This is a genomic window from Alcanivorax sp. HI0007 (assembly GCF_001635525.1).
Lineage (GTDB): Bacteria > Pseudomonadota > Gammaproteobacteria > Pseudomonadales > Alcanivoracaceae > Alcanivorax.
The window spans coordinates 19,753-39,403 of the sequence record NZ_LWEJ01000171.1 but is presented as its reverse complement, the minus strand read 5'-3'; the positions used below and the strand labels follow the sequence as shown (position 1 = coordinate 39,403).

Sequence of the window (19,651 nt, the reverse complement as noted above, 5' to 3'; positions counted from 1 at the left end):
CAGGGATTCGCTGGTGCCGGTTTGGGGGGGCTGTGTCGTCAGCGGTGTTTTATTTCTTTTCTTGCGGTGGGCAGCCCTGCTCGTCGCAGCCTTCCGCGTAGTCGCGGGGAGGCTCCACGATATTGTCTGTGACCGGGTTGTCCGCCACGTCCACGGGTTTGAACGGCCCAGTGGTTTTCTGGCGCAGACCGAAATCTTCGGCCAGGGTGCCGCCCTTGGCGCTGGGGGCATAATCCAGCGGCGGAGCCACCGGCTCGTCACTGCCTTTCTGCGGGGCAGAGTCCAGGGATTTTGCCACTGCCCGTTTGCGACCCACTTCGGAACACAAGGCCTGGGCGCCTTTGGAAAGGTGCTCGTGGACGGAGCGATAGGCCTGGGTCATGTCGTTGACCAGTTCTGCGGTATGCAGAAAATGGTCATCCACCTGATCACGATAGTGATTGAGGGCCTGACGGGCTTCGTCACGGTCACGAATCAGCTGGCCGGCCTGACGCCGTGCCGGTAACAACCAGAACAGTAATCCTGCGCCCACTACCACGCCGGCGGCGAAGCACAGCACCCCAGTTGTCAGCATATCCATGGCATACTCCTTCTGAATTCCCGCTATTGCAGCACAGTGCCGGGCGGTCGCCAAGGGTTAGAGCCTATCCAGGGTTTCTTCACAACCGCGTTGCCGCTAAAAATGGCTCCAGGCAATACTCGCAGAGCACAGAGGGCACGATACCGCAGGGCCTGACGGGTCAAGTTCAAGGTTCATGCCTTGCCTGGAGCCATTTTTAGCGGCAACCCGAAGGGCCGGGCCCATTCTTTCAGGTGGAGAGTGCCGCCAGCCCGCGATGGCGCTCGTTCATGTAGAATGACCACACTACACAATCGCCATCACGAGCTGGCGACCCTCTTTACAGGTTAAGGAAGGACTCCGGCGCGGTTGTGAAGAGACCCTGGATAGGCTCCAAGGTGTAAGAGACTGTTGATACTCTTGATGTCCTTGATGCGGCGTAGGGTTTTGCGTCCGGGTGCAGCAGCGGGTCGGCAGGGCAAGAAATGCGACAGGGGTGAAATATGGCAGCACAACAGCGACAAAGTCTCTCCGGTCCGGCGGGCAAGCTGGAGGCCGTGGTGGAGCAGGGCAGTGAAACGCCGTCGTTCGTCGCCATTATCTGCCACCCGCATCCCCTCTTTGGTGGCACCATGGACAACAAGGTGGTGACCAGCCTGAGCCGTCTGGCCCGAGACCAGGGGGCTGTGGTGGTGCGGTTCAACTTCCGCGGCGTTGGTGAAAGCCAGGGAGCCTATAGCGACGGCATCGGGGAAACCGAAGACCTGCTGGCCATACACAGCTGGCTGACCCATGCCTGGCCCGATCTGCCCCTGTGGTTGGCCGGCTTCTCCTTCGGCAGTTTTGTGGCCGCCCGCGGAGCAGAAATTCTCAAGGCCAATGGCATGCCGGCCCGGGAGTTGCTGCTGGTGGCGCCTCCCGTCCACCATTACCCCTTTGATGAGATCGAACAGACCGGCTGCCCGGTGACCGTGGTCCAGGGTGAGGATGATGAAGTGGTGCCGGCGGAGCAGGTGTTTCGTTGGGTTGACGCCACGCCGCTGGCGCCGGATCTGATCCGTTTCCCGGATTGCGGGCATTTCTTCCATGGCAAACTGGTGGAGCTGAAACAGGCTGCCGCCAGCCATTTGCCTGCCTGATGTTGTCAGCCAGTCCTTGCGACGCTACATTGCCCCGTCCGAGCAGCAGGCCCCGAGTCCCATGACGCCTCTTGAACAGTACCAAGCCGATCTCCAGCGTGACGACTTTTTCCAGGACCCGGCCCAGCAAAGGGCGGTGGAAGAACTGGATGCGCTGTATCACCGCTTGCTGGCAGAGCCGGCTGGAGGTGGCTTGTTGTCACGTTTTCGCAAGCCCCGCGCGCTTACCGGCCTGTACATGTGGGGAGGCGTCGGTCGCGGCAAGACCTACCTGATGGATGTGTTTTTTCAGGCGCTGCCGTTCAAGGAAAAGCGTCGCATGCACTTTCACCGCTTCATGCAGAAGGTGCACCGGGAAATGCGAGAGCGCCAGGGGGAGAAGAACCCGCTGGTGAGCATTGCCCGCAAGTTCGCCAGCCAGTCCCGGGTGCTGTGCTTTGATGAGTTCTTCGTCACTGATATCACCGATGCCATGATTCTGGCCGGGCTGATGGGGGAGTTGTTCGCCAATGGCGTGACCCTGGTCGCCACCTCCAACATCGAGCCTGATGGTCTTTATAAAGACGGCCTGCAACGGGCGCGTTTCCTGCCGGCCATCGATCTGCTCAAGCAGTACACCAAGGTGCTCAACGTGGATGGCGGCAATGACTACCGTCTGCGGCTACTGGAACAGGCCGAGCTGTACCATTGTCCGTTGGGCAAGGCGGCGGATGAATTTCTCCGCGAACGTTTCCGTACGCTGGAACCGGATCATTCCCGACATCGTGATCACGGCAACGTGCTGATCGAGGGGCGCAAGATTCCCTCGGTCATGTGCGCGGATGATGTGGTGTGGTTTGAATTCAAGGCCCTCTGTGATGGTCCGCGTAGCCAGACCGATTACATCGAAGTGGCGCGGGAGTTTCATACCGTACTGGTCTCCAATGTGGAGCAGATGGGGGCCGGGAAGGATGACATGGCCCGGCGTTTCATCAACCTGGTGGACGAGTTCTACGACCGGGCGGTGAAGCTGGTGGTTACCGCAGAAGTGCCCATCGAAGATCTCTATGCCGGTGGGCGCCTGGACTTCGAATTCGAGCGCACCCGTTCCCGTCTTCAGGAAATGCAGTCCTCCGAGTATCTGGGGCGTGAGCACCGGGCCTGAGAGCAAGTCGTCATTGGCCGGAATTGTCATCACGGTCCGGTGGTGAACATTTCGGTCATTGCCCGCTGGCAGCACCAGTGCACAGAATGCGTCATTCTGTGCCCCGGCCGAGCCCGGTATCGGGGCTACCCCTGATAACCTGACTCCGGAGAGCATCATGATTCCCCGTACGCTGTTCAGTTCCGACCATGAAACCTTCCGCGCAACCGTGCGCAAATTCCTCGAAAATGAGGCAGTACCTCATCACGAAGAGTGGGAGCAAACCGGTGTTGTTCCCAAAGAGGTATGGCTCAAAGCGGGTGAGCAGGGTTTTCTGTGCCCCATGGTGAGTGAGGAGTACGGCGGTATCGGGGCCGATTTTCTCTATAGTGTGGTGATTGGCGAGGAAGTGTCCCGGCTGGGCCTGACAGGCATTGGCTGGGGGCTGCACACGGAAATCGTGGCGCCTTACATCGAGCACAATGGCTCTGAAGTCCTCAAGCAGAAATACCTGCCGAAAATGGTCACCGGTGAAATGATCGGTGCCATCGCCATGACCGAGCCGGGTGCCGGTTCGGATCTGCAGGGCGTGAAGACCTCTGCGGTCAAAGAGGGCGATCACTACATCCTGAACGGCTCCAAAACCTTTATCACCAATGGCCAGAACGCGGATATCGTGATCGTCGTGGCAAAGACGGATCCGTCCAAGGGCGCCAAGGGTATCAGCCTGTTTGTGGTGGAAACCGATTCCGAAGGTTTCGAGAAGGGCACCAACCTGAAGAAAGTGGGCATGAAAGCCCAGGATACCTCCGAATTGTTCTTCCAGGACGTGAAGGTGCCAGCCGAAAACCTGCTGGGTGAAGAGGGCATGGGCTTTATCTACCTGATGCAGGAACTGCCGCAGGAGCGCTTGGGCATCGCCATTGGTGGTCTGGCAATGGCGGAAGCGGCCCTGGAACATACCATCAACTATGTAAAAGAACGTAAAGCTTTTGGTAAGCCGGTGGCTGCTTTTCAGAACACCCAGTTCAAAATTGCCGAGATGCACACCAAACTGGAAGTGGCCCGCGCCTATGTGGACCGCTGCCTGGAACTGCATCTGAAAAAGGAACTGGACATCCCCACCGCGGCGGCCGCCAAGTATTACATTACCGATCTGCAGTGCGAGGTAATTGACGAATGCGTGCAATTGCACGGTGGATACGGCTATATGTGGGAGTATCCGGTAGCGCGCATGTTTGCCGATTCACGGGTGCAGCGGATCTATGGCGGCACCAATGAAATCATGAAAACGATCATTGCCAAGGCCGTTCTGGCGGACTGAAACCGGTCGTGTGATTGTAAAAAAAGAAAGGGCAGCATTCGCTGCCCTTTTTTCTTCTCCCAGCTGACGTGAAAGCCTGACTGAACGCGATTCCTTGCTTGTATCATGGCCTATTGTGTATAAGTGGGCTGCTGATCTTTTACTTATAACGACAGCATTACTTTGCGAGGAAGAGGGAGAGAAATCATGAAAAAAACAGGTGCCGTACTTGTCGGTTCCGCATTGAGCCTGGTTGCCGGGCATGCGGCGGCAAGTGGCTTTTCTGTGTCCTACCAATCCGTGTCCGCTCTGGGTACCGCTTACGCCGGTGCCGGTGTGCTGAGCGAGAACGCCTCTAACCAATGGTACAACCCGGCTACCCTGGCAGGGCTGAAGCAGGCAGAGCTTTCTGCTGCAGTTCATCAGGTGTGGGTCGATACGACGTTTGAAGCTGACAGTGACGGCAGCTTTGCCGGATTGATTCCCCAATCAGGGGTAGGTCCCGGTGATTTCGAGGATGTGGAGCCTTTCGTGGGCAGTCTTTTCATGGCTGTGCCGATCAGCGACATGATGACCTTTGGTTTGGGGGTGAATGCCCCCTTTGGTACCAAAATCGAGTATGAAAGCAATTGGGGTAATAGTTATTTGACTCCCCTGGGCCCGGTCTCTGCCGGCGACCTTTACTCAACAGAATCAGATCTTCGAACTTACAACATCAATCCGTCTCTGGGTGTGCAGCTGACGGACGCTCTGAGTGTTGGTGTTGGTGTGAGTTATCAGCGTCTGGATGCGGACATTCGTAACGCGGCTACTCGCCTGGAAGGTGATGATGATAGTTATGGCTGGAATCTGGGCCTGAAATATAGCCCCGATGATAACAATCATTTTGGTGTCGCCTACCGCTCCAAAATTGAATACGACGTTGAGGGTGATATCACTTTCAGTCAGCTCGGTGCCAACTTGACCAATTTCCAGGCCGGTGCACCAGTTGTTGCTGCAGGTAGCTATTCCGGCGAGGCGGCTATTGATCTGCCGGCATCGTTGCAACTCTCCTATGCGGGCGACCTCTCTGATCGCACCCAGATTCTGATGGGTGTTGAATGGATGGAATGGAGCAGCCTGGATCAGTTGGTGGTTGAGAGCGATCAGCTTGCGTTCAATCCGACCGAAACCTTCGACTGGGAAAACACCGTGCGTTATTCCCTGGGTGTTCGTCACGCCATGAATGACACCACGGTACTGCGTGCCGGTGTGGCGCAGGAGGAATCCACTCAGGGTACGGATAACCGCTCAGCGATCTCTCCGGATTCCGACCGGGTCTGGTTGACGCTGGGTGCGGGCTTCACGCCGGTGGAGAACATGACCATCGACGTGGGTTATGCGCATATCTTTGTGGAAGATGCGGATATCAACCGGGCGGACAAAGGTGCTCAGTTGAAAGGCACCTACGAACTGGATGCGGATGTGATCGGCGCGCAGCTGAGCTACCGCTTCTGATCGCTAGCTTCGTCCCACCCAAAAAGGCCCTGCTTGCAGGGCCTTTTTTATGTTCGTCCATCACGCGGAATCTGCTCTACTTCGCCGTCTGCAGTCTCGCCGTCAGTGCTGGCGCCAGCTCGGAGGCCATGGCCTGATATCCCGTGATGCCCGGGTGATAGCCGTCTTCGGCCAGCAGGGTCGGATCCGTCATTGCCGGGTAGCCCAGATAGATAAAATCATCGGGCTGCTCCGCGGCCAGCTTCCGCTGAATGGCATCCAGTTGTCTGGCCCGCCAGCCCAGTAGCTGCCGCAGAGGCGTGGGCAGGGCGGTAAAACGGTGCATGGGCGGTACGCTAAGCAGGAACACGGGGCCAGGCAGTTGTGCGCCCAAGGCCAACAGCTGTTGACGATAACGGCGCCTGGGTGTCAGCCCGGTGGTGTCATTGACGCCCATGCTGAGCAGGATGGCGTCTGCCGGCGCCAGTTGGATGGTTTTCAGGTGGTCCAGCAGGGCCTGCAGGCGAATACCGTTAATGCCATGGCTGCGCCAGCCAATGGTGCGCTGGCTTTGTTGATGTAATTGCCGGGCCAGCTGGCTGGCCAGGCCATCTTGATGATGCGTTACGCCTACCCCGGCAGCAGTGGATTCGCCGAGCACCAGCAGTTGCCATGCAGGCTCCCCGTCACCGTACTGGCCGTGCGGGTCGCCGTGGGCCGCCGGCAAGCGTGGGGTGGTGCGGCGGGTCCGTTGGCCCTGCCAGACCAGCAGCGGCGCGAGCAGGGTGGTACTGATCCAGAAGGGCAGGTGCATGGGTTATCCCACAAACATTTTCTTGGCCAGCGGCAGCCCTTTCAGGCCGCTCACGGCAACGGTGGTGAGCAGGCCGCCGATCATGGCGCCAACCACGCCGCAGGTCATGATGTCCTGGCCGGTCAGGTAGAGGCCCGGGAGGCGGGTCTTCGGTTTCAGCCAGTCCTGCTCAAACCGTTCTGGCGTGTGGTCCAGTCCGTAGATCTCGCCGGTGCTGTAGCGGCAGAAATAGTCCGTGGACAAGGGCGTGGACAGTTCGTAGTAATCCACCTTGCCTCGTAAATGGGGCATCTTTTCGTAGAGCTTTTCCAGCAGACGCTGGGCATAGGCGTCCTTCTTTGCCTCGTAATCCTGCCCGCGTTTGCCCCAGGGCTGGTCCGCCCAGTCCTGATACCACTCGAATGGCCCCGGTGCCACGATCTCGATAGTGGTCCGGCCCGGGTAGCGCTCCGCGAAGCTGGGATCCTTGGCGGAGGGAAAGGATATATAGGTGAGCGGAATGTCGTGGCTGTTCGGGGCGGCGAGAAAATTCTCAACCTGGCCACGGTAATCTGCACCTGGGTAGATCCAGAAGTTGGTTTTCGGCAGCGCCAGGTTCTCCGCCGTGTCCTGGAGGCCAATATACAGGCAGACGCTGGCCATGGAGCGTTGCACCTGCCCCAGTTTGTTCTGGTAGAACGCCTTGTGGGGCGCGTTATCCGGCAGCAGTGGCCCGAAGGTATTGAAGACGCCGGCGTTGCTGATCACGGCGGGGGCGTGGATGGCCTGGCCGTCGGCCATGCGCACCCCGACGGCCTTGCCGTTTTCGACCAGGATTTCCTTCACGTCCGCATAGGTAAAGACTTCGCCGCCGCCTTGCTGGATCACCGGGATAATGGTCTTGGCCATTTCCGAGGCGCCGCCCACCGGATAGTAGCCACCATAGAGATAATGTCGGGCGATCAGGGCGTGGATGATAAAGCTGGAGTCATCGGGCACCAGGCCGTTGTCGCCCCACTGGCCGGTCAGGGCAGCGATCAATTCCTGGTTGCCGGTGAGGGTTTCCAGTACTTCCCGGGTGGTGCGGTTGAGAAAGTCGGGGGCCTTGCGGCGGGCCAGATACCGGAACGGGCCGGCCATCAGGTTCGGCAGTACCTTGGCCAGGGTGACACCGGGCATGGCCTTTGCCACCAGGGAGAGATAATCCAGATAGCTGTCTATGGCCTGCTCTTCACCGGGAAACTGGCTTTTCAGTTCCTTGGCAAAAGCCTCGGGCCCGGCGACCAGATCGATCTGGCGATCGCCGATAAAGAGTCGGTCGTAGTGATCGTCCATGGCCGCCCATTGCAGTTTGCCGTCGGTAACATAGTCAAACAGGCGGCGGGCCAGGGTATGTTTGGCGCCCATGTCGCCGATGTAGTGGACCCCCACATCCCATTCGTAGCCATTGCGGTCATAGCTGTGGGTGAAGCCGCCGGCGGTGTAGTGCTGTTCGAGCACGATCACCTTCTTGCCCATTTTGCTCAGGCAGGCGGCGGCGGTCAGGCCGCCAATACCGGAGCCGATGACGATGGCGTCATAGGGGCCGTCCAGGCGGTTGGCCCGGTAACGTCGACCAACGCGCAGGGTACTGGGTGTGGGGCTGCTCATGGGTTGGGTTCCTTGTTGGTAGTCCGTTCAATGCTGCCGTCCAGTAGCAGGGCGGTGATGCCTGCGGCCAGTTGCGGTTCGCTATCAGGGCCGGGCAGATGCCCGTCGATGGTTAGTTGCGACAGTCCGTGTACCAGGGACCAGGCGGCGGCGGTGAGCAAGGACAGGGGGGCCGCTTTCAGATAACCCCGCTGCTGGCCGTTTGCCACGGTGTCTTCCAGTACCTGGAAGGCGGCCTGTCCGGCCTGATCCAGTCGCGGGTGGGCGCCGCGCGGCAGCACCCGTCCGCCGAACATGAGCCGGTACAGATTGGGCTCGTCGCGAGCGAAGGCCACGTAGGCCAGGCCGATACCGATGAGGGCCTTGCGGCTGTCCTGCTGGTTGACCGCCAATAGCCGCTGACGCAGGGCCTGGAAGCCGCTGATGGCCAGTTCGGCCAGAAGACTTTCCCGGTCGGCATAGTGGCGGTAGAGCGCCGGCGCGCTGACGCCAAGCTGCCTGGCCAGGGCGCGCAGGCTGATGGCGCCGTCGCCCTGTTCACGCAGGGTCGCCAGGGCCTGCTGGTGGGCCTGCTGGGATAGATCGCCATGGTGGTATGCCGTGCGTGCCATGATTTCTCGTTTGCCAAAGTTAACGCCGTTAACATTGGCATGGCTGATGCTGTATCGTCAATGGTTATTCGTTAGCTGGGAGAGGGTTGTGGCTTCGCTGTAGGAGCGGCTCTCGAGGCGCGAACCACGCGCTAGCGTGGAAATCGCCCGCAGGGCGATCAGGGATGTCAGCGCTCGACAGGTTTCTGGAAGAACAGGGTTTTTGAAACCGCTGTCGCCTCGCTGCGCTCGGTTCGTCCCCAGGATGGGAACTCCTACAGTGGAGGCGGAGGTGTATTAAGGCCTTCAGGCGTGAAACTCCGCGTCCACGAATTGGACGCGGAGGGTTGCCTGGTATCAGGGTGCCGGGTAGGGGAAGCGGGTATGGATGGCATCGAGCGCTTTTTCCAGCTCCCGGTCCCAGGGCAGATCGACACTTTTCAGGTTTTCTTCCAGCTGGGACAGGCTGGTGGCACCAATAATATTGCTGGTGACAAAGGGGCGGGTGGTGACGAACTGCAGGGCCAGCTGGGTAGGGCTCAGGCCGCGCTGCTCTGCCAGCTGGCAGTAGGCCTCGGTGGCGGCGCTGGCCTGATCGTTGGTATAGCGGCTGAATTGTTTGACCTCGGTGAGCCGGGCCCCCTTCGGCCACTGGTTGTTGCGGTATTTCCCGGTCAGCATGCCAAAAGCCAGGGGAGAGTAGGCCAGTAAGCCGACGTGCTCGCGATGGGCGATTTCCGCCAGGCCCACTTCAAAGCTGCGGTTCAGCAGGGAGTAGGGGTTCTGGATGCTCACCGGTGGCGCCAGACCGACTTTTTCGGCTTCGCGCAGAAAGGTCATGGTGCCCCAGGGGGTTTCATTGGAGAGGCCCCAATGGCGGATCTTGCCGGCGTCCACCAATTGCTTGAGGGCGGCCACCGTGTCGCTGATGGCAATACCGTCCTCCCCGTCCCGGTGCTTGTAGCCCAGCCGGCCAAAGTAGTTGGTGGTGCGCTCCGGCCAGTGGAGCTGGTACAGGTCGATGACTTCGGTCTGCAGGCGCTTCAGGCTCCCTTCCACGGCACTTTGCAGGCTCTGCGCACTGAACCGGGGGCCGCCGCGGATATGCTTCACATAGTCGCCCGGGCCGGCGGCCTTGGTGGCCAGGATCACCTTGTCCCGATGGCCGGTGCGGGCAAACCAGTCGCCGATGATGGTTTCGGTGCGGAATGAGGTCTCCGGGCTGGCCGGCACGGCATACATCTCGGCGGTATCAAAAAAATTGATGCCGTGGTCCAGCGCCATGTCCATCTGGGCATGACCCTCTTCGGCAGTGTTCTGGCTTCCCCAGGTCATGGTTCCCAGACACAGACTGCTGACCTTCAGGTCGGTGCGTCCAAGACGGCGGTATTCCATGGTGTACTCCTTATCCTTGCAAGGGGGCCGGTAGGCACGGGTAGAATGGCCGCTCATCTCACCATGCTGTTTGTCAGCGCACAATGGTGGGAACCGACCTGCGATCAGGTCGTTAATGTCATCTCAACAAAAGCCCCTGAACCGCTTGTGTTCTGAGGGGGGCTTGGGTAGAATTCGCGCTCTCTTGCCCGGCGGAACTGTCGCCGGCGGGTGTTTGCTACCCGTAACATATTGAATTTAGGGCAGAATTCCATGAAGACCTACAGCGCAAAACCGGAAAGCGTAAAGCGCGACTGGTATGTGGTAGACGCCTCCGGCAAAACGCTGGGTCGGTTGGCGACCGAAGTCGCCAGCCGTCTGCGCGGTAAACACAAGCCGGAGTTTACTCCACACGTCGATACCGGTGATTACATCGTCGTAGTCAATGCCGATAAAGTGGCCGTTACCGGTAACAAGGCAAATGACAAGATGTACTACCGTCACACCGGTTATCCGGGTGGCCTGAAAGAAGCCAACTTCTCCACTCTGCAGGCCGAAAAGCCTGAAATGATCATTGAGAAGGCGGTGAAGGGCATGCTGCCGCGTAACCCCCTGGGTCGCGCCATGTTCCGCAAACTGAAAGTTTACGCAGGCACTGAGCATCCGCATACCGCTCAGCAGCCGCAGCAGCTGGAAATTTAAGGGGTTAATTGATGGCAACTGTAGAAACCAACTACGGAACCGGTCGCCGCAAGACCTCTTCCGCTCGCGTTTTTCTGCGTCCGGGCAGCGGCAAGATTTCTGTCAATGGCCGTCCGCTGGATGTGTACTTTGGTCGTAAAACCAACCAGATGGTGGTTCGTCAGCCGCTGGAACTGATCGAAGTGAGCGACAAGTTTGACGTACTGGTTACGGTCAGCGGTGGCGGCAACAACGGCCAGGCTGGCGCCATCCGTCACGGTATCACCCGTGCACTGATGGAATACGACGGTGAGCTGCGTGGTCAGCTGCGTCGCGCCGGTTACGTGACCCGTGACGCCCGTGAAGTTGAGCGTAAAAAAGTGGGTCTGCGCAAGGCGCGTCGTCGTCCGCAGTTCTCCAAGCGTTAAGCTTTACAACAGCTGTTCACAAAAAAGCCCAGCAATGCTGGGCTTTTTTGTGTTCAAATCAGGCGTTTAGCGACTCTGGCCGGGGAATAACCGGTTGTCAGGTGTGGGCTTTTTCTTTACCATTTGCGCCGCCTTACTCCGCCCGGAGCGCGAGGTAGTACCTCGAGTCTCGGACTATTCCCGAGCGTGGGATCCAAGGGGAGAATAACTGAATGAGCAACGACGGCGTTAATACCAGCCGCCGCACCTTCTTGATCGGCTTGACCTCGGCTATTGGTGCCGCAGGTGCAGTTGGCGCGGCTGTTCCTTTTGTGAAATCCTGGCAGCCCAGTGCCAAAGCCAAGAATGCCGGTGCGCCGGTAACCGTGGATGTTGGCAAGCTGGAGCCCGGTCAGCGTGTGGTTGAGGAATGGCGAGGCCAGCCCGTTTGGGTGGTGCGCCGTACCGACGATATGCTGCAAACCTTGTCGCAGCTGGAAGACAAGCTTCGTGACCCTGCGTCTGAAGCGGACCAGCAGCCTGCCTATGCCCAGAACGAGTGGCGCTCGATCAAGAAAGAGCTGCTGGTACTGATTGGCACCTGTACGCATCTGGGGTGTTCGCCGTTGTACGAGGACGAGCCCACAGTGGAGCTGGAGCACGGCGGCTTCTTCTGCCCCTGCCACGGTTCCAAGTTTGATCTGGCCGGTCGCGTCTACAAGAGCGTACCCGCACCCACCAACCTGGTGGTGCCGCCGCACTCCTATCTGAGCGAAGGTGTCATCATTGTGGGTTCTGAAGAAGGGGAGACCGAGGCATGATGGGAATGGTGAATCGTGTTGTCGACTGGGTAGATGCCCGTCTGCCCGTGGTGGACGCTTACAAGCGCCACATGTCCGAATACTACGCCCCGAAGAACTTCAACTTCTGGTACTACTTCGGCGTGCTGTCCCTGGTGGTGCTGATTAACCAGCTGCTCACCGGTATCTGGCTGACCATGTTCTACTCCCCCAGCGAAGGTTTTGCCTCGGTGGAATACATCATGCGTGATGTGGAGTGGGGCTGGTTGATTCGCTACATGCATGCGGTGGGGGCATCAGCCTTCTTCGCTGTGGTCTATATCCACATGTTCCGCGGCCTGATGTACGGTTCCTACAAGCCGCCGCGGGAGCTGGTGTGGATCTTCGGTATGTTGATCTATCTGGCGTTGATGGCAGAAGGCTTCCTGGGCTATGTGCTGCCCTGGGGCAACATGTCCTACTGGGGTGCTCAGGTGATCATTTCCCTGGCGGGCGCCATTCCCTTTGACCTGCTGCCGTTTATCAGTGCTGCAGAAGCGAAGGAAATCGGCGAAGGCCTGACCACCTGGGTACGTGGTGATTATCTGCTGTCCACGGCGACGGTGAACAAGTTCTTCGCCCTGCACGTGGTGGCTATCCCCATCGTGCTGCTGGCGCTGGTGGTACTGCATATCCTGGCACTGCACGAAGTGGGTTCCAACAACCCGGATGGTGTGGAAATCAAGCAGAACAAGGACGAAAACGGTATCCCGGTTGACGGTATTCCGTTCCACCCTTACTACACCGTGAAAGACCTGCCGGGCGTGATCGTGTTCCTGATGATCTTTGCCGTGGTGATCTTCTTCTTCCCGGATGGCGGGGGTTACCTGCTGGAGAAGCCGAACTTCGAGCCGGCCAACCCGCTGAAGACCCCGGATCACATTGCTCCGGTATGGTACTACGGTCCGTACTACGCCATGCTGCGTGCCACGACCCTGGATATCATCATGTCTTCCAAGGCCTGGGGTCTGGTTGCCATGGGTGGCGCTATCGTGATCCTGTTCGTGATCCCCTGGCTGGATCGCCACCCGGTTCGCTCCATCCGCTATCGCGGCTGGTTGAGCAAACTGTTCATGGCGATCTTTGTGGTGGACTTCCTGATTTTGGGCTATCTGGGTACTCAGCCGGCAACGCCGGGTAAGACCATGCTGGCGCAGTTCGGTACGGTGTATTACTTCAGCTACTTCCTGCTGATCATGCCGTTTGTTCACAAATTCGAAAAATCCAAGCCGGTTCCGGAACGGGTAACGGGGGGTCACTGATGAAGAAATTAGCGGTCGTTCTTTTCAGCTGCCTGCCGTTGGTTGCCTTCGCGGCCGGTGGTGGCAAGAGTGAGTACGAAGTGCCGGCACCGGTCAATCTGCAGGACAAGGTAAGCCTGCAGAATGGTGCCAAGCTGTTTGTAAACTACTGCATGGGCTGTCATGGTCTGCAGTACCAGCGTTACAGCCGCCTGGCTGAGGATCTGGAGATTCCGGAAGAACTGGTGCAGGAAAAGCTGAATTTCACCACCGACAAGGTGGGTGATCAGATGCGTACTGCCATGGACCCGGAAGATGCCAAGGCCTGGTTCGGCAATGCGCCGCCGGATCTCACCATGGTGACCCGCTATCGTTCAGAGGATTGGGTGTATTCTTACCTGATCAACTTCTACGAAGACGAGTCCCGTCCCTTCGGTTACAACAACCGGGTGTTCGAAAACGTGGGTATGCCCCATGTGATGGCAAGCCGGGAAGCTGAGCTGAGCGAAGAAGAGTTCAAACAGGAAATGGGTGATATCACCAATTTCCTGGCATACACCGCTGAGCCGGTCCGTCCGTTGCGTGAGCGTCTGGGTGTGTATGTACTGGTGTTCCTGGGCATTCTGTTTGTCCCGGCATACCTGCTCAAGAAGGAATACTGGAAAGACGTGCACTAACCATTAGTGCCGCTTTTCAGCGTTGAACAGGGTATCCGTGTAAGCGGTTACCCTGTTTCTGTTATATAGCTATTAGTGCGGAGATGATTCGACAATGGGTGTGGTGACCAAGCGTTCTTCAATGACTTTCTTTTCTTCCCCGGAAGATCATTACAGCCATCGCGTGCGTATCGTGCTGGCAGAAAAAGGGGTCACAGTCGATATCGTTGATGTGGACAACAACAACAAGCCGGAAGATCTGGCGTCGCTGAACCCCTACAACGAAGTGCCTACCCTGGTGGACCGTGAACTGACTCTCTATCAGTCCACCGTCATCATGGAGTACCTGGATGAGCGTTTCCCCCATCCGCCGTTGTTGCCGGTGTACCCGGTTGCCCGTGCACACAGCCGTCTGCTGATTCACCGGGTAGAGCGTGACTGGTGCGGTCACGTTGATGCCATTCTGGCCGGTGAGGAAAAAGAAGCCAGCCTCAACAAGCGTCGCAAGGAGTTGCGTGAAGCGATTATTGCTACCGCGCCGATCTTCAGCGAGCTGCCATACTTCATGAGTGAAGAGTTCACCCTGGTAGACTGTGTGGTTGGCCCCATCCTGTGGCGGTTGCCTGCCCTGGGTATCGAGCTGCCAGCGAAACAGGTCAAGCCGTTGCTGGACTATGCCGAACGTCTGTTTGACCGTGATGCCTTCCAGGCCAGCCTGACCGACGCCGAGCGCGAACTGCGCAACCCGCTGTAATCATGTCCGATATGTCGCCCAATCGCCCGTATCTGATACGGGCGATCCACGAATGGATCTGTGATAACGGTCTGACGACCCACCTGGCTGTAAACGCCTCTTACCCCGGGGTGGAAGTGCCCCAGGATTTTGTTCAGGACGGCCAGATTGTGCTGAACATCGCGCCCCGGGCAGTGACAAACTTTGTTGCGGGCAATGAGGAAATCACTTTTTCCGCCCGTTTCGGGGGTATGCCCATGACTATCCGGGTTCCCGTGAATGCGGTGGTGGCGGTTTTCGCCCGGGAGAACGGTCAGGGTATGGCGTTCGATCCGGCGGAGCCGCCGCCCGAGCCCACACCACCGGAGCCGGAAAAGGATGACGGCAAGGCTAAGGTCAGCCATCTGAAGGTGGTTAAATAAAAAAACGGCGAAATCCGGTTTTTTTGCTGCCCCAGATGCCTGGTTGCTCTCTACGGAGCCGCTGTAGGAGCGTCGCTTGCGGCGCGACCTTGCCTTGGCAAGGAATCGGCCGCAGGGCGATCAGGAATGTCAGGGCTCGACAGATTTCCGTCAGTGTTTGATTAGGCCTGAATCGCGCCGCCAGCGACGCTCCTACACTTGCAACTGCCTTCAGTCGATATACTCAATAATCTTGACGATCTTCTGCACACCGTAGACCTTTTGTACCTGCTCAACGACCGCATCCGCTTCCTCGTGAGTCAGCAGTCCCATCAGGTAGACCACGCCGTTTTCTGTCACCACCTTGGTGCGCCAGCCCGGGGCCTCGCCATTGATCAGCAGACGGCTTTTGACCTTGCTGGTCAGCCAGGTGTCATTGGTGCGGGCCAGGAAGGAGTTGGAGCCCACCACTTGAAGCTCGTTGTGTACGTGGCGGACGTGGCGGACCTGCTCGGCGATATTGCCTGCCTGGGCCTTCAGATCGTCGTTGGCCACTTGCCCGGCGAGCAACACATTACCGTTATAACTCACAACCACGATCCGGGATTCGTCCAGCTCGGCGCTGGCGCGGGCCAGATTCACAGCGACCTTGCGCTCAATATTGCCGTCCTCGATAAAGGCACCGAAAGTGCGTTTGCCGTGGTTCTGATCGACGGGTTCCTCGGACATTCCCTTGGACAGGGATGCGCACCCGGAGACGGTGGCGAACAGGACAAACATGGTCAGGACGTGGCTGAATCGAATGAAGCCTGCGGCCATTTATTGGCCTCCAAACAGTTGCTGATCGATGTAATCGCACAGGGAGTGAATCACCAGCAGGTGGACTTCCTGAATGCGTGCGGTGGAGGCGGCCGGTACCCGGATCTCAATGTCGTTGGGCCCGTACAGGTTGACCATTTCGCCGCCTTCCTTGCCGGTCATGGCGACCACGCGCATTTCCCGGTCATGGGCGGCCTGGATGGCCTGGATGACATTGGCGGAGTTACCGCTGGTGGAGATGGCCAGCAGGATGTCGCCGCTGCCACCGAGAGCGCGAACCTGTTTGGAGAAGATTTCGTTGTAGCTGTAATCGTTGGCAATCGAGGTCAGCGTGGAGGAATCGGTGGTAAGCGCGATTGCCGGGAGTGCCGGGCGCTCCATCTCGAAACGGTTAAGCAATTCGGAAGAAAAATGCTGGGCATCGCCGGCAGAGCCGCCATTGCCACAGGTAAGAATCTTGCCGCCGTTGAGCAGGCATTCCACCATGGCCTGACCGGCGGCTTCGATGACGGTGGGTAGCACTTCCCCGGCTTTGGCTTTGGTTTCAATGCTTTCGGCAAACAGTTGCCGGATACGGTCCACGCTCATAATTACCTCATTGTTCTGCGCGTTCGAAGGTTGCGTGCAGCTATTCGCTGTAGAACGCGTTTTGTATCCACTGATACCGGACAGTGTTGTTATTGTCCGGTTCCATTCCCAGTACATCAAAGCGGCAGGGCCGATCATGGTATTGCGGGTGGCGACCCAGATAGTGCCGGGCTGCCAGTATCAGCCGGCGTTGCTTGTGGTGATCCACAGAGGCCAGAGCGCCGCCATGGCTGGGATTGCTGCGCCAGCGCACTTCCGTGAACACCAGGGTGTCGCCGTCCTGCATGATCAGGTCGATTTCCCCCTGGCGGCAGCGAAAGTTGCGTGCCACAACAATCAGTCCCTGCTCAGTGAGCCAGTGTGCAGCCTGTTTTTCCGCTTCGCTACCGGAATCTTTGTTACTGCGCGGTAATTTCACGGGGCCTGCCATTCTTTGCCGGCTCGGATACCTTGGGGAGAGCGCGAGCTTCACCATTGATAAATACACCCCAGTTCAGCTCGCGCACAATGCGTTGCTGTTCCATGCTCAGGCGGCCGGTGACGCCGGGCAGCTCACTGGATGGAAGGGTGTTTAACAGGTAAAGACGGCCTTGTAGCCGGTAGGCATCAATCCCCATGGCAAACAGGCGCTCATATCGGCCGTGCCCTTCGGGCCATTGGGTGTCGGCCATACGGCGCAGCTCGGAATCTTCCTTGCTGAGCATCCAGGGCATGTCCACAAAGCGCACCCCATTCAGGTCCTGGTCGCGACGAGGATTGGACTCACCGCTATGGATCAGTGCCGTGGAGTACACCGGCAGATCCTTGGCGTAATGGAAATTCAGTGCCGGTTTCACCTGGCGGCCCTGATCCGGGCTGGCCAGCAGAAACAGGAAGCCCATGTCCTGGCGGCGGCGTGGCTGAATGTCCATGTCCAGGCTGGTGAAACGGCTGACCGCCTGGCCGCGACTCTGGCTCTGGGCCACCAGCAGCAGTTCCTTGACGGTATCCCCCAGAGTGGGGCCTTCCTGGTAGGTGCGGGTCACGGTCACCGTGCCGCCGAGGGATTGCCATTCTTCGGCAAATGCCTGGGCAACCCGTTCGCCCCATTCTCCTTCCGGGTAAAGAATGCCGGCCTGACTGGCGCCTTCGCGGGCGCCTTGCAGCGCAATCTGGCGAGCTTCATCTTCCGGTGCCAGGCCGAACTGGAAAAAGTTCTCGGGCAGGGTGTCCTGATCAATATAGTTCAGGGCCAGGGTGGTAACCGGCAGGGTGCCCTGGTTGGCAATGGTGGCAGCCTTTTCCTTGGCCAGGGGGCCGAGGACAAAGTCGGCACCGTCCTGTATGGCCTGCTGATAAAGAGCCAGAATGTTGTCGCCGCCAGAATCATAGAAGCGCAGTACCGGCGGATTGCCATTTTGCTTGTGCTGGTAGTACGCGGTCATGATGCCTTCCTGAAGAGCCTTGCCGGCATTTTTCAGGGGGCCTGTGGTGGGGAGCAGAATGGCTACCTTGCTGGGTCTTTCATTGGCGGCTTTTTCCAGGGCGTCGAGAATATCAGGAACATCCGCCGTTGCCGGATGGGTTCGCCATTGGGCGCTCCAGCGATTCAGTCGGTTGACCTGGGCGTCCAGGTCGGCGATGGGGTCGCGATACAGCTGTGCCAGGGTAAGCCAGCCACGCAGGTCGCCGCTGCTGCCCTCTACGGCGTTGGCCAGTTCGGTGTTGGACAGCTTCATCAGAAGCTGCCAGATCATGCCGTGGTTATAATCCTGGTCGTCTTCTTCCAGCAGAGGGTGAGCCGCCACGCGCTGCTGCAGGCTGCTGATCAGATCACCTTTCATGGCGAGGGCGTCGGCTCTGAGCAAGTCCAGTCTGGCTTGCTGATCTGCGGGATACTGGAGAATCTCATCCTCATAGCGTTGCAGCAGCGCCAGTGCCTGATCTGGGCGCTGGTCGCCAAGCTGGGCTCGACCGCTGAGCAGAATCCAGGCGAAACGTTGCGCGTTGTCCATGGCTTGTGGATTCAGATCGGCAAGTAGCTGACCGGCATCAGCGGCACGCTGCTGATCCAGATATGTCTCAGCCCATTGCAGAGTGGCGCCAATACGCGCCTCCGTTGTCATGGTGGCCAGTTGGGTGCGGGCGGCCGTCAACGCCGCGGGAGCGATGCCAACCTTGGGTGCCGACGGTTGTTCATAAACCGTGGTGCGCGTAGGAGTTGTGGTAGAACAGCCAGCGATGACTGCGGCAGCAAGCAGGGCTGCCAAACGGGCCTTTCTGAATTCCATGGCGACAGGTTCGTATTACCAGAATGAAGCCGCTATTGTAGGCGCTTCATTGGAGCCTCACCAGTTGAGTCGTGCACAGATATGAGTGGAACTTTGTATATTGTCAGTACGCCGATCGGAAATCTGGATGACATCAGTCGTCGGGCGATAGCGGTACTGGATGAGGTCGACTGGGTGGCTGCAGAGGATACCCGGCACAGTCAGCGCATGCTGGAGCAGCTGGGAATCCGCAGTCGCTTGATCAGCTGTCATGATCACAATGAAAGTGCCCGCAGCGAAGAGTTGGTGGCTCGTTTGCAGTCAGGTGAGCAGGGCGCCCTGATCAGTGATGCGGGCACGCCACTGGTCAGTGATCCCGGCTACCGTCTGGTGCGCGCCTGCCACCAGGCCGGTGTGCGGGTGGTGCCGATTCCCGGCGCGTCGGCACTGCTGGCAGCGTTAGCCGCGGCGGGGCAGCCGTCTGACCGTTTTCTTTTCGAGGGTTTTGTGCCGGCCAAGGGAGCACCCCGTCAGCAGGCCATCGAGCGCCTGGCAGGGCTGTCAGTCACAAGTATTATCTACGAAGCTCCCCATCGGGTGCTTTCCTTCCTCGAGGCGCTAACGCCCCTGGTTGAAAAAGATCGTGAAATCTCGCTCTGTCGTGAGCTGACCAAGCAATTTGAGACCATTCGCATGGGAGCCGTGGCGGATATCTGTGACTGGGTGGCATCAGATCGCAACCAGCAACGCGGCGAGCTGGTGCTGGTGTTGTCGCCTTGCGCGCAAACCGCCGACTGGAGTGAGCGGGATCAGGCCCTGGCAACGTCCCTGCTGGCGGAATTGCCGGTGTCCCGGGTGGCGAAAATCATGGCCGCCCATACCGGCCTGAAACGGCAGGCGGTGTATGCGCTGTTAGAGGCAATGAATAATTAATAGTTAATAATGAATAACTCGCGATCCGGTTTGGTCGTTTTTCGGGCACAAGAGGCCGCGCTCAACGTTAGGGCGCGCGGCCTCTTGCGTTTCAAGA

Annotated in this window: 21 protein-coding genes; 12 read left to right on the top strand and 9 right to left on the bottom strand. The window is 58.7% G+C overall.

Annotation, left to right across the window (positions count from 1 at the left end; translation table 11 throughout):
* Positions 1–49: 49 nt before the first annotated feature.
* The gene (locus A3714_RS09495; protein WP_062816698.1) at positions 50–580 is read right to left on the bottom strand and encodes a YhcB family protein; all 531 of its coding nucleotides are present in this window, start codon (positions 578–580) and stop codon (positions 50–52) included.
* Between the two features lie 482 nt (positions 581–1,062).
* Between A3714_RS09495 and A3714_RS09490 the strand changes: the two genes are divergently transcribed.
* The 4 genes from A3714_RS09490 to A3714_RS09475 all read left to right on the top strand — a co-directional run bounded on the left by A3714_RS09490 (position 1,063) and on the right by A3714_RS09475 (position 5,621).
* Complete coding sequence (locus A3714_RS09490) at positions 1,063–1,698, top strand: alpha/beta hydrolase (protein ID WP_063509278.1); 636 nt, start codon at positions 1,063–1,065, stop codon at positions 1,696–1,698.
* Between the two features lie 61 nt (positions 1,699–1,759).
* Entirely contained in the window at positions 1,760–2,842 is a 1,083-nt protein-coding gene (zapE, locus tag A3714_RS09485; RefSeq protein WP_062816700.1) for a cell division protein ZapE, read from the top strand.
* Between the two features lie 157 nt (positions 2,843–2,999).
* Positions 3,000–4,145: an acyl-CoA dehydrogenase family protein gene (locus tag A3714_RS09480; RefSeq protein ID WP_063509277.1), complete on the top strand. Its 1,146-nt coding sequence runs from the start codon at positions 3,000–3,002 to the stop codon at positions 4,143–4,145.
* A gap of 186 nt (positions 4,146–4,331) precedes the next feature.
* Positions 4,332–5,621 carry an OmpP1/FadL family transporter gene (locus A3714_RS09475; RefSeq protein ID WP_063509276.1) on the top strand — a complete coding sequence of 430 codons (1,290 nt, stop codon included), beginning with the start codon at positions 4,332–4,334 and terminating at the stop codon, positions 5,619–5,621.
* Positions 5,622–5,697: 76 nt separating this feature from the next.
* Here A3714_RS09475 and A3714_RS09470 read toward each other — a convergent pair whose 3' ends face one another.
* The 4 genes from A3714_RS09470 to A3714_RS09455 form a co-directional block, all read right to left on the bottom strand.
* A complete protein-coding gene (locus A3714_RS09470) occupies positions 5,698–6,414 on the bottom strand; it encodes an SGNH/GDSL hydrolase family protein (RefSeq protein WP_063509275.1) in 717 nt (238 codons plus the stop codon).
* Positions 6,415–6,417: 3 nt separating this feature from the next.
* Complete coding sequence (locus tag A3714_RS09465; protein ID WP_063509274.1) at positions 6,418–8,043, bottom strand: NAD(P)/FAD-dependent oxidoreductase; 1,626 nt, start codon at positions 8,041–8,043, stop codon at positions 6,418–6,420.
* A complete protein-coding gene (locus A3714_RS09460) occupies positions 8,040–8,654 on the bottom strand; it encodes a TetR/AcrR family transcriptional regulator (RefSeq protein ID WP_063509273.1) in 615 nt (204 codons plus the stop codon). The genes A3714_RS09465 and A3714_RS09460 overlap by 4 nt, the downstream gene beginning before the upstream one ends.
* A 336-nt stretch (positions 8,655–8,990) precedes the next feature.
* Positions 8,991–10,028: an aldo/keto reductase gene (locus tag A3714_RS09455; RefSeq protein WP_063509272.1), complete on the bottom strand. Its 1,038-nt coding sequence runs from the start codon at positions 10,026–10,028 to the stop codon at positions 8,991–8,993.
* A 252-nt stretch (positions 10,029–10,280) separates the two neighbouring features.
* Here A3714_RS09455 and rplM point away from each other — a divergent pair, with 252 nt between their 5' ends.
* The 7 genes from rplM (at position 10,281) to A3714_RS09420 (ending at position 14,986) form a co-directional block, all read left to right on the top strand.
* Entirely contained in the window at positions 10,281–10,709 is a 429-nt protein-coding gene (rplM, locus tag A3714_RS09450; RefSeq protein ID WP_035248051.1) for a 50S ribosomal protein L13, read from the top strand.
* 11 nt (positions 10,710–10,720) lie between these two features.
* Entirely contained in the window at positions 10,721–11,116 is a 396-nt protein-coding gene (gene rpsI, locus A3714_RS09445) for a 30S ribosomal protein S9 (protein ID WP_062816707.1), read from the top strand.
* Between the two features lie 212 nt (positions 11,117–11,328).
* Positions 11,329–11,916 (top strand): ubiquinol-cytochrome c reductase iron-sulfur subunit, encoded by a 588-nt coding sequence (petA, locus tag A3714_RS09440; protein ID WP_062816708.1) that lies wholly within the window; start codon positions 11,329–11,331, stop codon positions 11,914–11,916.
* Positions 11,917–11,921: 5 nt separating this feature from the next.
* Entirely contained in the window at positions 11,922–13,196 is a 1,275-nt protein-coding gene (locus tag A3714_RS09435; RefSeq protein ID WP_231866050.1) for a cytochrome bc complex cytochrome b subunit, read from the top strand.
* Positions 13,196–13,852, top strand: a complete 657-nt coding sequence (locus tag A3714_RS09430; RefSeq protein WP_062816709.1) for a cytochrome c1 — start codon at positions 13,196–13,198, stop codon at positions 13,850–13,852. Before A3714_RS09435 ends, A3714_RS09430 begins: the two co-directional genes overlap by 1 nt.
* 94 nt (positions 13,853–13,946) lie before the next feature.
* Entirely contained in the window at positions 13,947–14,585 is a 639-nt protein-coding gene (gene sspA, locus A3714_RS09425; RefSeq protein ID WP_062816710.1) for a stringent starvation protein SspA, read from the top strand.
* 2 nt (positions 14,586–14,587) lie between these two features.
* A complete protein-coding gene (locus tag A3714_RS09420; protein WP_082844621.1) occupies positions 14,588–14,986 on the top strand; it encodes a ClpXP protease specificity-enhancing factor in 399 nt (132 codons plus the stop codon).
* A gap of 210 nt (positions 14,987–15,196) precedes the next feature.
* On the opposite strand, the gene A3714_RS09415 is transcribed toward A3714_RS09420, so the two are convergent.
* The 4 genes from A3714_RS09415 to A3714_RS09400 are packed head-to-tail and all read right to left on the bottom strand — an operon-like array spanning position 15,197 to position 18,642.
* Positions 15,197–15,784, bottom strand: coding sequence for a BON domain-containing protein (locus A3714_RS09415; protein WP_063508184.1), 588 nt, complete (start codon positions 15,782–15,784; stop codon positions 15,197–15,199).
* Positions 15,785–16,372: a phosphoheptose isomerase gene (locus A3714_RS09410; protein WP_062816713.1), complete on the bottom strand. Its 588-nt coding sequence runs from the start codon at positions 16,370–16,372 to the stop codon at positions 15,785–15,787.
* A 40-nt stretch (positions 16,373–16,412) separates the two neighbouring features.
* Positions 16,413–16,790, bottom strand: a complete 378-nt coding sequence (locus tag A3714_RS09405) for a YraN family protein (RefSeq protein WP_062816837.1) — start codon at positions 16,788–16,790, stop codon at positions 16,413–16,415.
* A complete protein-coding gene (locus A3714_RS09400; RefSeq protein WP_063508876.1) occupies positions 16,771–18,642 on the bottom strand; it encodes a penicillin-binding protein activator in 1,872 nt (623 codons plus the stop codon). The genes A3714_RS09405 and A3714_RS09400 overlap by 20 nt, the downstream gene beginning before the upstream one ends.
* Positions 18,643–18,723: 81 nt before the next feature.
* Between A3714_RS09400 and rsmI the strand changes: the two genes are divergently transcribed.
* Positions 18,724–19,554 carry a 16S rRNA (cytidine(1402)-2'-O)-methyltransferase gene (gene rsmI / locus A3714_RS09395; protein ID WP_063508877.1) on the top strand — a complete coding sequence of 277 codons (831 nt, stop codon included), beginning with the start codon at positions 18,724–18,726 and terminating at the stop codon, positions 19,552–19,554.
* Positions 19,555–19,651 lie beyond the last annotated feature (97 nt).